Source organism: Aquimarina addita (assembly GCF_039539305.1).
GTDB classification, from domain to species: domain Bacteria; phylum Bacteroidota; class Bacteroidia; order Flavobacteriales; family Flavobacteriaceae; genus Aquimarina; species Aquimarina addita.
Genome location: NZ_BAABCW010000015.1, coordinates 98,551 through 111,208, shown reverse-complemented (window position 1 = coordinate 111,208; position 12,658 = coordinate 98,551). Strand labels below are relative to the sequence as shown.

Sequence of the window (12,658 nt, the reverse complement as noted above, 5' to 3'; positions counted from 1 at the left end):
TCAAAAAATCCTCGGTAATGAAATCTTCTTTCTTCATAAGTGCATAAAATTTAAAGTTAATAAAAAATAAAATACGGAGGTCGCGACCTCCGTATTTTAAACTTTACACACTTGGTGAGATACTACCAGTCATTAATTTCTTGCCTATTTTTTTGTTTACACAATTTATGGAACACTACTAATTGTTAATTGTTGTTCCTATGTAAAAAGATTTATCATTCGTGCTTTCAAATAAGTTTCCAGATATATTTATATCACATGAACCGTCAATCCTGAATGAGCTAATTCTCCATCTATTTTACAGTTAGAGGAAAAGAGTTAAGTATCCCATTAAAAATTTGTCTACGATCAAATTCAAATGTTATACTTCATGTAACTTGTATAGCTTATCTTTATTAATCTATTAGACGGTTTTTGAAGACTATATTTTCTTTTTTTATATTTATCAATACCAATAGTAAATAAGATTGTATTACAGTTATTATTGGCTGATTGTGGATTTTCTGGATTAATATGAGCGTTATCTTCTTTAGTATAAGAGGTAAAAAGAGTGTTTAGATTAACAATGTTGAGGTTAATATTTTCATCTTAATCATTTATAATTCATTACAAACATTTCCTGTCATCTGAATATTTACGCCATCTATATTATTTTCAAAAATACACGACATTGTTGTTGTAAGCATATTATTTGTGATATCTATATCAGAACACCCACTATCAATTCTTATTGCATTTGCCGTAGTCGTAGTGATTACATTTTTCGTAATATTCGTGTTTTCTGCACTAGCTAATCTTATACCTCCTTCTTTTATTAAATTATTTGTAAATATAATACCTCTAGAGGCTAATGTTGATGTTCCAGGAGAGGTTACACTATTGTTATCAATTGTTATTGTATAATCTGAGTATTCTGCTTCTTTATTTATGCCAAAAAATTTAAAAGGCTCTCTATTTACATCTATAAAAATAGACTCTTCATCTGTTTGTCGTATTGTAACATTATCTATAAAAGTTGCTGCAGCACCTGAAAGATAACCTGCAGAATTTACCAAACTACTTTGAATAAAATTATCATAAAAGTCTGAGTCTTTAATCTCTTCTAAAGTAATTCCATTAATACATTCTAATATTTTGTTATCACCTACTGTAAGATCAACATTTGTAGCTAGTATACCAGTACCGTAATTTTCAATTGTATTACCAATTACTTCGTTATTATAATTTAATTCATATCTATCATATCTTCCTGCCCAAATTGCAACTCCTCCATTAAGATGAAAATCTGTAACACCTTTAATAATGTTGTTGTTAATTTTACTACCGATTGTGGTTGAATATGAAATAAAACTTTCTACGGTATTATTCTCGATAGTTACTCTATCTCCTGTATGAATTGTAAACGCACCAATTCTACTACCACTTTCTATATTGTTTTTTATATAGATATCTTCTGCAATTTCATATTCTAAACCATTAGCTCTATATGCCTCTACATCAATAGCAAAACCGGGAGCAACGCCTTGTGAACCATCTGTATGGATACTACAATCTATAAAGTTATTATCTTCTATGTATATATGATTTCCTGCAGTTACAGATATTTGATTTCTTCTATTTCTTCTGAATGTATTATTTATAATATATACTTCTGTACTAGCAATATGATGTGGATCAAATGAATGTCCATATCCATGAACATCTATTCCATCCCCCATTGCGTCAACAAATTCAGCTTCACTTATTCTTATATTGTTTGCACCACCTATACGCAACAAATGACCCCATTCTTGAGCTCCTTGAGAATAATCGTGTTCATCTCTTTCTCCTATAAAATTACCTCCAGTAATTGTGATATTTTCCACGCCGTCTCCAATAAACATTAAAGTAGGTTTCTGATTATCATTAGGATACATTCTGAAGTATACCATATCTGATAATAGTAAATTGTAATCACTTGGTATTACAATTCCTTCTCTGACAGATGAGTTATTATTATGATCAAACCCATCTACTTTAAAATAAGCATCTAAACTATTTATGACAAAATCTACTTCTCTTTCTATAACCAATGAATCTATAGATACCAATAATTCATTTATTTTAATTTTATTACTTTCAGCTACTTCACTTGTAATATTACCTTCTATTATATCCCACCTTGACGCTATTAATTCAAATTGATTTCCTATTAATTGTACATCGCCTTCTAGTGTCAATTTAGAATTTAATAATTCATCGTCAATTTTACCAGCAGAGGAAAAGTTAAGTGTTCCATTAACAATATCTCCGCCATCAAATATAAAGGTTACTCCAGATGGGATAGCTACATATTGTCCTTCTAAATCCAATAAACAGTTAATTACAATTGTGCTGTTTTCTAGAACATCAAAATCTGATATTAAACAAGGTTCAGTAGCCGTTATAATTACCGGTTCTTCTGGTTCAGGTTCTTTGTCTGTACTTTCATCGCTTTTACTACAGGCACTTAGAATCAAAAAGAATAATAATATGTAATTAATTGATTTTTTCATAGAGGTTTATGCTATCATAATGTAAAATATTACTAGTTTATGTCTTGAATCGATAAAATGTTACGTAATTAATAATAATAATTTATTCCCCTATTATTTTAAGTAGCATATAGAAAAGATAAGAGTCAAGTACTATCTTATAATAAACAAGCATAGACAACTACATATTTTTTGATACCTTTTTCTCTATATATCGCGTAATTTTTTCCAATGGGTCCTGATAATCAAACCATTGTATTTCCAGATCTTTTTTAAACCAGGTAAGTTGTCTCTTGGCAAAACGTCTGGTGTTTTTTTTAATTTCGGATATTGCAGTATTTAGATCCCATTTATTATTTAAATAAGCGAAAAGTTCCTTGTAACCGACCGTATTCAAGGCATTTAGGTTTTTATGAGGTGTCAAGCTCTTTACCTCATCTAATAATCCTTCATCCATCATAAGATCAACCCGCTGATTTATTCTATCATATATAATCTGTCGTTCTGCTTTGATTCCTATTTTTATAGTATTGAAAGGTCTTTTTTTAAGAGGTTTGTTGAGAAAAGATGAGTACATATGTCCACTGCTGATACACACTTCCAGTGCACGCATTACTCTGTGTGTATTCTGTAAATCTACTTTATTATAATATATAGGATCTAATATTTTTAGTTGTTGTTGTAAGGGTTCGATTCCTTCAGTTTGATATGTTTCCTTTAGTTGTAATCTCACCTTAGGATCAACAGTAGGAAAATTATCTAGCCCTCTGGTAACAGCATCAACATACAGACCAGAACCACCTACAAGAATTACGTAGTTGTGATCTATAAATAATTCTTCAATTTTCTGTAACGCATCTTTTTCGTAAGCACCCACAGTATATGTATCGATAATACTTTTGTTTTGTATAAATTGATGTGGCGCCATTGCTAATTCCTCTGGTGTTGGAACCGCAGTACCAATTCTCATTTCCTTGTAAAACTGCCGACTATCCGCAGAAACGATTTCACAATTAAAATGATTCGCTAATTGAATACTTAATGCTGTTTTTCCAATAGCAGTTGGGCCGGTGATGACAATAAGATTTTTAGTCATTAAATAGTGTATGTCCGCATTTATTACAAAACTTAGCTCCGTCCTGATGTTTGTTAGAATGACAATTTGTACAAACCTGAGAGTTTATATGAACAATGGCAGCTTTTTGGCTAGCAGCATACTCAGCACTTACAATACCTGTGGGTACGGCAATTATTCCATATCCCATGATCATAATAATAGCAGCAAGTAATTGACCTATAGGGGTTACTGGAGCTATATCTCCATAACCAACAGTAGTTAGTGTAACAATGCACCAGTATACGCTAATAGGGATACTTTTAAAACCGCTTTTTTCTCCTTCTATAATATACATCAAGGTTCCCGATATAATACAAACAACAACGACAGCAAATAGGAATACAAAGATTTTAGCTTTACTATCTTTTATAGCTTTAGCTAGGCGATTAGATTCGCCAACATATCGGGAAATCTTTAATATTCTGAAAATTCGTAATAATCTGAGCGCTCTAACGGTTAATAAAGCACTTGAACCTACTATAAATAAGGAAAGATATAATGGAATAGTTGATAAAAGATCAATAATACCATAAAAGCTAAAAATATAGTTTTTTGGTTTATTTATAGAAATGATTCTTGCTATATATTCTATAGTAAAAAATATAGTAATAACCCACTCTGCATAATATAAGTAGGTGTAGGTTTGCGCAGAAAGCCCCTTTACGCTTTCCATCATGACAAAAACAATACTTAAGATGATAAGAATAAGTAGAACGACATCAAATAATTTGCCAGCAGGTGTATCTGCTTCATATATAATTTCATGTAGCTTATGTTTCCAGGTTTTATTCGACATTTTTTATTTAAAATTTATGGTTGTCTAAAATACTAAAAATTTATGTTCCTTTTTTTACAGTTATGATTGTATTGTTCTCTAAATCAATTATAAGGTTAAAGAATTTTTTTAAATAGGTATAATATTCAGTAGAATAATATGGTGATCTAAAATGAATTATGTGATTAATTGATAGTTGATTATTAGTTCTGTTAAAATGTAATTTCAGAGATCCTGATTCATTAGGCAAAGAATATTTCACACTTTTTGGAATGTCTATAAATTCATATCCACTGGGTATTTCTAGATTAATAGTGTAGGTGTAAGAATCCGAATATCCAAAATCAATAGGGTAGGTTCTTTCATTTAACTTAAATGGGTTTTCATCAAAAAAGGGCTTAGTAAAAGGATTGATAAAAATTAATCCCTCAGTTTGATTCAAAGGATAATGAATAGTTCTTTTTTCTATAAAAGGTTTTTCTAACTGATTTTTGTTTTTAATAGTGATATTGGTGCGCTTAATTTCTTCATCTTGCTCTTTAATATTTTTGATATAGGAAGCCTCAGAACTTTCATTGATATAATTACGCTTTGCAAGCCCGTGATATCCACCATACACAAATTCTTGATCACCAAAAATGCTATCTGTTATCGTAAGTTTTAAATTTTCTTTGTAATAGTAAAAAGATCTCATGGTAGGCTTGATATCAATCCATGAACTTCCGTTTTTAAAATCCATGAGCCTTCCTTGTTGATTAAGGCATCTGTAAGGAACATCACCAAAAGGAAGCATTTTTTCTGTAGCATCTAATAAATATGTTTTTTCTCCCAGTCTTAATTGTACGATTAAATAATTAAAATCAGAAATTACGGGATGTAATTTAGTGAGATATCCATTTTTTCTGGTGGATAATAAAACGGGATGCACTTCATAACCTTGTTGCTGTAAAGTGTTATGAAGCAGAATATTAATTCCTGAAACATTTCCTGTTTTTGTCTCAATTACCTTCTTTATGCTTAAATCATTGAAAATAGTGAACTTTTTATTCCAAGCATATGTAGTATTGATGTAGTAATAAATGCTTTTAGCTTTCTCCAACGTATTAGGAGCCATGGTTATAGAATCGGGTAAAATTGCTTTGGTGATACCTGCTTTTTTTAGTTGTATACCGATGTTAGGATTTTCTTTAATCTTTCTATCAACACTTTTCCAGGTCTCTGTATATTTTTTATTACTTCCATCAAAACCTTTAAACTCTTTTAGTTCATATTGTACTCGGGAAAAATAGTTCTTTTTGGCGGTCATATATTGTTCTTCCCTGAAGGCAGGTATTTCCTTCATAGCGTAAATATTATGTGAGCAGCTGGCAGAACCTCCTCTTCCTCCTTCTAAGCAGTTTTTGATAATAGAAGATTCATTAGTACTTAACGTTAATGGGCCAATTAACTTAATATTGTATGTATAGTTCCCAGGTAGATCGGTAATATATTCACTATACAATTTTGGAATATCATCCTGAAAATCCCATCCATTAAAATTGAATACAAATGGTGATTCTAGTTGATATGAATAGCGTATTACGGATCCGGGTTTTATATTTGGAAAAGTGAACTTAACCAGCGTATAATTTTCATTGTACTCTTCTTCATAAATATCATTCTCTTTTACTTTTGTACTTACAATTTCTCCATTCTCCAGATTAAATGTGTGCGCAATTAGATTGTTTAGTTTTTCCTTATTGTTCTTATCTTTATAAAGCAGAATTTCGATTTTAGTCTTGGTATAGCCTTCCTTATCGAGTATTTTTATTTTTCTTTTATAATCTGTTAGTAGATTATAGTTTTTGCCATTTTCTATTCTGCTATATCCTTTTTCGAATATATGCAATGCTCCCGCAGTACTATCATTTTTATAAGTGGTATTAGCAAGGTCAGCCTTGCTAACAACCATGTTTTTATAGTTGTAACTCTCCTGAGCTGGTAATATTAATGAGAAAAAGAGAAAGTAATGTAGAAGTAGTTTTTTATTCATTTGGAGAAAGTGTAACAATTTTTAATCTTTTGTTTTTACGGGTATAACTCTGGATGATATGTTTAGCATCTCGGTTGTGGCTCATCGGGGTAATAATAGAGCGCAAAATCTCTATATTATTGACCTGGTGATTAAGGTTATAAAAACCAATTCCCGCAAACTTTCCGTTTTCAATTAATACAATACTTTTTTCGCCGACAGTTCTACCTCGGTCAATCACCAATATGTTTTTATTTTCTAAAGAATTGGCTTGTATCAATTCTTGTGCACGTATATTATATGTTGCTGAGGGTTCCTCTAGAACACAAGCTCCCTCACATTCCTTTATTGTATATTTAAAACAATTACTATCGCCCTTTTCTAATCCTACTAATTGTAAACACAGTTGATATTTTTCTGTCCATTGATGCATTAAGGATTTGGCTTGTTGGACGTTAGTAAAGGTTGTTATATTAGGCTTGCGTCCATCTGCTTTGTCAATTTTTAAATTTATATAACCGTGATCATCTGTAAATTGGTATAATGCGTGGTCAAATTTGATTTTGCGAAGTGCTCTGTTATATTTGGGTCGATTTAGTTTTACTTCTTCATTCTCTTTTAATAAAGCAACTAGTTCGCTTCCGGTAATTTCGTATGTTACAGTTATAACCTCGTCTTGTATTTTTTTTGATTTCTTATTATCATTTGTAAAATGCTGAGTCAGGCGTTTTTTGATGTTTTTACTTTTCCCGATATAAATAACCTTGCCATCTTCTCTATGCATATAATAAACTCCGGTTTCTGAGGGTACACTTTCTATTAATTTAAGGAGTTTATCATCCACTTTCTTTTTAGTGTCTTTACGTACAGTTGCTGAGATAATAGATTTTTCTAGATCTTTTGATAATAAAAGTTTAAAAAGTTTTACAGTTGCCTGCGCATCTCCTGAAGCTCTGTGCCTGTCTGATAAAGGGATGCCAAGGTTTCGGACCAGTTTCCCTAAGCTATATGATTTTTGATCAGGAATCAATTTTTGAGATAATTCGACTGTGCATAATGATTGTCTTTTATAGTCAAATCCAAGCCTACTGAATTCAGTTCGTAAGATTCTATAATCAAAATTAGCATTATGTGCCACAATAACACAATCCGTTGTAATCTCTACAATTCTTTTTGCTACCTCAAAAAATTTTGGTGCATTATGAAGCATGGCGTTATTAATACCCGTGAGGTTTACAACAAATGGTTGTATAGGTTTTTCTGGATTAACTAAGGTGATGAATTGATCGATAACTTCATGTCCATCGAATTTATATATTGCAATTTCTGTAATTCCTTCCTCATTATATTTTCCTCCTGTAGTTTCTATATCTAAAATTGCGTACATCATTCGTTACTGGTAATCTCCTGTATTATTCTATTTTTATTATGTTTAATTACGGGTTCCAAAAATAGAACTACCTATCCTGACCATAGTACTCCCACAATCTATAGCAAGTTGATAATCACCACTCATCCCTATTGACAATGTGTTTAGTTCTGAATATTTTGTTTTTAGGGTATCAAAAAGAGATTTTATCATATCGAATTCGTCTTTAATCTGCTTTTGATCATCAGTAAAAGTAGCCATTCCCATCAATCCTGTGATACGAATATTAGACATATGCTGTATTTCTTCTGCTTGTATTAATTGGATTGCCTCAGTTTCACTAAGTCCAAATTTGCTTTCTTCTGCCGCAATTTTTATTTGTAACAGGCAATTAACGACTCTATTGTTTTTGGCAGCTTGTTTGTTAATTTCTTTCAGAAGTTTCATACTATCTACAGCATGAATGGTGTCTACATAAGGAGCCATATATTTCACCTTATTTGTTTGTACGTGACCTATCATGTGCCAGATAATATCCTTGGGCATTTGATCCCATTTATCTGTCATTTCCTGAATTTTGTTTTCACCAAAAATTCGCTGCCCTGCCGTATATGCTTCCATCAGGTCAGATATAGGTTTTGTTTTAGATACAGCGACTAATGTTACTTCTTCTGGGATGGATTTTAGTATGTGTTGCAGTTTTTTTTCTATAGCACTCATAAGTTGTAAAGATACCTAATTTTCTAAACAGAAAGTTATAGTGTGTGTCTTCATTCTTTTCTTTTTTAAAAATCACCAAATTCATAAATTGTAATTCCACTTCTTAGTTTTGGTTCTATATAAGTGCTCTTGGGTGGCATTGTTAATCCTTGATCAGCAATATTTTTCATCTGATCTACAGTTGCTGGAAATAAGCCAAAACCGACTTTAAATTCACCTTGATCAATTTTACTTTTTACCAATACAATATCCTCTTTGCCATGAGAATATTCAATTCTACTATCATTTCTCAAATCTTTTATGCCTAATAAAGGATCTAAAATAATAGTATATAATATTTGAGCATCCAGTTCTTCTAAAGCATTCTTAAACTCATAATTTGTTTTTCTCAAATATAAAGAATAGAACTCACCATCCAGATACATACTAAAATGATGAGGTTTTGATGGTTTATATACTTCAATTCCACGATTTTCTATTCTAAACCATGGATCTAATTGAATTAAAAACTCTTCCTTTGAAAATCCGTTTAGATCTTTAATCAATCTGTTAAACTCATAAATTTTTAGATCGGATTCTGGAATCAGATAACTCATAAAAAAATTATAGTTTTCTGTTCCCTGATGCTGTGGATTACTAGAGGCTAAATCCTGTGCTAGTAAGAATGAAGAAGAGGTTCTGTGATGACCATCTGCAATGTAAATGGTTTCTATGGATTGAAAAGCTTGTTGTATTCGTGTAATCTGTTTTTGGTCAGTTACTTTCCATACGTAATGTGTTTCTCTGTTGGTTGTTGTAAATTCGTATTCTGCTCGCTCTTCAATAATAGTTCCTATAACATTTTTAATTGTATCATTATCAGGATAGGTAAGAAGTACAGGTTCTGCATTAAAACCTACTGTTTTTAGGTATTCTTTAAACGTGGTCTCGCGATTAGTTAGTGTATCTTCATGTTTTTTAATCACATTAGTAGCGTAATCATCCGCACTGGCAGCAGCGATAATACCACAAAACGATTCTTGCTCACGATTTATTATTTTATAGACGTAATAACAAGTGTCTTCATCTTTAATAAAAGTTTCTTCTTCTATAAACTCCAGATACCTGTTACGAACTAATTGGTAACGCTCTTCGCCAGAGATTTCTTTCTGATATTTATATCCGGGATTTACAATATGAAGAAAAGAATATGGATTATAATTCATTCTGGAATTTCTTTCCTCTTCTGTATAGCTTTGGTATGATCTGGATGCTACTAAAGAGACTTTATCTCTGATGGGGCGTACCGCTCTGAATGGTTTTATGATTGCCATACAATTAGTTATTAGTATTGTTATAGTAACGTATCAGGTCTCTGGTTAAAACTTCAAACAATGTATTTTTACCTTGCATTTTTTTTATTTCATTTTCTGATTTGATTACTTTGAAAGGTGTTTTTTCATTTCCATATTTATATAACGGTCCTTTGTATTCATAAGAATCAGCAAACATTTGCACAGCTTCTTTAAATATTTGGTAATTTTGTGATCTATAACTAAATATTCTTATCGGATTAACAATAGTGTCTTTCTCAATAATCAACTCTCCGGTACTTCCATTTATAATCTGATAAGAGCCATTACCACCTTCTTTGAGAAAAAGTAATAGTTTTTGATTCATTGCAAACGGTCGTTTTCTAAAGTCACAAGTCCATTCTTTAAACATCTCAACATTGATTGTTTTTCTACTTGTATTAGTTTTTAAAGCATCGGTAATCTCCAATTCATAGCTATCATCCCAAACACCTTGATTTTTTTGAATTTTCTTTATAAACCCTTCGACAATAAGATCAGCTCCACCGATTACTATTGAATAACTCAGTTCTCTTTTTTTAATATCTGAGGTTAGTAACGTTGATACAGATAATAAAATTATAATTAATTTAGTCATTAATTCTCTTTTATAAATTGAGTGGGATCTAAAAACCCGGTTGTATCTGTAGCATAACCACCACCGATATCCATAAAGATATTGCTTCTCAGTTCCAGATGCAAATGTGCCATATAGATGCCGTGCGCATTACCAATAGTACCTATTAATGTTCCTTTCTTTATGAAACCTCCCTTTTTAATTACTATAGTATCACAATGAGCATATAAAGATTCATAATATTTGCCATTATATCGATGTACAATCCGTATCACATTACCCCAGCCACCACCAATATCTTCAGCAAAGGATACATAGCCATTAGCAATCGAATAAATTGAATCTCCAAGATCAGTATTTCCTCCACCAACGCCGTTCCAATCATCTCCCAGATGTGCGTTTTTTCCAAATTTTAATGCATTATAATATCCTTTTCCGTTAGGTTTTCCCACAGGAAAATCAAAAGTATCTGCTATATATTCAGGGTTTTCTTTAAAAATAGTGTCATAAAATGTATATGGATCTTGTGTAGATAATGGAGTAGGAGTAGCTTCTACAATTTCTTGATGAGATCGTTCCAGTTTTTTTTCTTTTATACACAAAACAGAAAGAAATGAAGTTATCAATATAAATTTGTACATGTATTATTCATTTAATTTATTGATCATTAAGAGACTTTCTTTGTCAGAATCGGAAGATGGTGTATAGGTATCACCCCAAAAATAATACCCGTTCTTATCCTTTGCAAAACAACCAACTCCCTTTTTGGTTTTGAAGGTTTTATAATCTACATGATCCATAACCATCGCCCGTTCTCCATAGATATTGTATTTATCCTTTGCATAACAGTCACCTAGTACTCTGAATGTATTATGATCAGCATCCTCAACAATGCTAAAATTACCTCCACTAGCTGTAGTGTAATGTGTATAAATATTTTTTTTGTCTTTATAAAATGAACTGCCTAAATATCTAAATGAATTGGTATCAATAACTTCTTTTAAGTACATACCATCACAGCATAATTGAGTGATATATCGGGTAATAAAAATACCTTCCTCAGTTACTTCTCTTGTCTTAAAACCAATATCATCGAATTTGTTTTTCCACAACCCATCCCGTACCTCTTGCCATTCCGCTTTTTTATGAGCGCTATCAACAATTCTTTTTGTTTTCAGAATTCGTTCACGTCTGGTTAGGTTTTCTTGAGTAACTTTTTTTTGAGTATTAATTTGTGAAGTATTTGGTAATGAAGAATTATTCCTATCAGTTTTATATACTATCACATCCTTACATCCCCATAAAGAAATACAAATTAGTAAGAATTGCCCGACTTTTATAAGGTTTTTATTACTCAAATTGTTTTGCTACTTTTTCTGCTTTTCTGTTTTCTGAATAATCATAAAACCCTTCTCCGCTTTTTACACCTAATTTACCAGCGGTGACCATATTAACAAGTAAAGGACAAGGAGCATATTTTGGATTTTTGAAACCTTCATACATTACATTAAGAATAGAAAGACATACATCCAGACCAATAAAATCTGCTAATTGTAGTGGTCCCATGGGATGTGCCATCCCTAATTTCATAACTGTATCAATTTCTGATACGCCGGCTACTCCATTATATAAAGTTTCTATAGATTCATTGAGCATTGGCATCAGGATTCTATTGGCAACAAATCCAGGATAATCATTTACTTCTACAGGAGTTTTGTCTAAGGTTCTGGATAGCTCCATAATCGTATGAGTCACTTGATCAGAAGTGTTGTATCCTTTTATAATTTCTACCAGTTTCATGATCGGAACCGGATTCATAAAATGCATACCGATTACCATATGAGGTCTATCTGTAACAGCAGCGATCTGCGTGATAGAAATAGAAGAAGTATTAGTAGCAAGAATCGTGTCTTCCGGACATGCTGCATTTAATTCTTTAAAGATTTTTAATTTTAAGTCAACGTTTTCTGTAGCAGCTTCAATTACTAATCCAGCATATTCTACACCTTCTTTAATCGTGGTAAATGTGGTGATATTATTTAATGTCTCGTCTTTATCTGTTGCTGTGATTTTCTCTTTTGCCACCATTCTATCAAGATTTTTGGAAATAGTTGCTAACCCTTTATCCAATGCGTCTTGAGAAACATCAATTAACTGAACTTTAAAGCCTTTTTGAGCAAACGTATGTGCAATACCATTTCCCATAGTTCCTGCTCCAATTACTGCTATATTTTTCATTTTTTAT

Annotated in this window: 11 protein-coding genes; all 11 read right to left on the bottom strand. The window is 31.6% G+C overall.

Translation table 11 applies throughout. The features are described from left to right. Positions 1–596: 596 nt before the first annotated feature. Positions 597–2,534 (bottom strand): right-handed parallel beta-helix repeat-containing protein, encoded by a 1,938-nt coding sequence (locus ABD816_RS16545; protein WP_344929269.1) that lies wholly within the window; start codon positions 2,532–2,534, stop codon positions 597–599. A gap of 160 nt (positions 2,535–2,694) precedes the next feature. Continuing rightward, on the bottom strand, positions 2,695–3,609 hold the full coding sequence (gene miaA, locus ABD816_RS16540) for a tRNA (adenosine(37)-N6)-dimethylallyltransferase MiaA (protein WP_344929267.1): 915 nt from the start codon (positions 3,607–3,609) through the stop codon (positions 2,695–2,697). After that, entirely contained in the window at positions 3,602–4,426 is an 825-nt protein-coding gene (locus tag ABD816_RS16535) for an ion transporter (RefSeq protein WP_344929265.1), read from the bottom strand. Before ABD816_RS16535 ends, miaA begins: the two co-directional genes overlap by 8 nt. 40 nt (positions 4,427–4,466) lie before the next feature. Continuing rightward, complete coding sequence (locus ABD816_RS16530; RefSeq protein ID WP_344929264.1) at positions 4,467–6,437, bottom strand: DUF3857 domain-containing protein; 1,971 nt, start codon at positions 6,435–6,437, stop codon at positions 4,467–4,469. Continuing rightward, the gene (locus ABD816_RS16525) at positions 6,430–7,803 is read right to left on the bottom strand and encodes an exonuclease domain-containing protein (protein WP_344929271.1); all 1,374 of its coding nucleotides are present in this window, start codon (positions 7,801–7,803) and stop codon (positions 6,430–6,432) included. The genes ABD816_RS16530 and ABD816_RS16525 overlap by 8 nt, the downstream gene beginning before the upstream one ends. Before the next feature lie 45 nt (positions 7,804–7,848). Then, positions 7,849–8,505, bottom strand: coding sequence for a YggS family pyridoxal phosphate-dependent enzyme (locus ABD816_RS16520; RefSeq protein ID WP_344929262.1), 657 nt, complete (start codon positions 8,503–8,505; stop codon positions 7,849–7,851). A 65-nt stretch (positions 8,506–8,570) separates the two neighbouring features. Further along, positions 8,571–9,818: a DUF1015 domain-containing protein gene (locus ABD816_RS16515; protein ID WP_344929261.1), complete on the bottom strand. Its 1,248-nt coding sequence runs from the start codon at positions 9,816–9,818 to the stop codon at positions 8,571–8,573. A gap of 4 nt (positions 9,819–9,822) precedes the next feature. Further along, complete coding sequence (locus ABD816_RS16510; RefSeq protein ID WP_344929260.1) at positions 9,823–10,434, bottom strand: hypothetical protein; 612 nt, start codon at positions 10,432–10,434, stop codon at positions 9,823–9,825. Beyond that, positions 10,434–11,054, bottom strand: coding sequence for a M23 family metallopeptidase (locus tag ABD816_RS16505; RefSeq protein ID WP_344929259.1), 621 nt, complete (start codon positions 11,052–11,054; stop codon positions 10,434–10,436). Before ABD816_RS16505 ends, ABD816_RS16510 begins: the two co-directional genes overlap by 1 nt. Positions 11,055–11,057: 3 nt before the next feature. Further along, positions 11,058–11,771 (bottom strand): DKNYY domain-containing protein, encoded by a 714-nt coding sequence (locus ABD816_RS16500; RefSeq protein WP_344929256.1) that lies wholly within the window; start codon positions 11,769–11,771, stop codon positions 11,058–11,060. Next, complete coding sequence (locus tag ABD816_RS16495; RefSeq protein ID WP_344929254.1) at positions 11,764–12,651, bottom strand: 3-hydroxyacyl-CoA dehydrogenase family protein; 888 nt, start codon at positions 12,649–12,651, stop codon at positions 11,764–11,766. The genes ABD816_RS16500 and ABD816_RS16495 overlap by 8 nt, the downstream gene beginning before the upstream one ends. Positions 12,652–12,658: the final 7 nt, after the last annotated feature.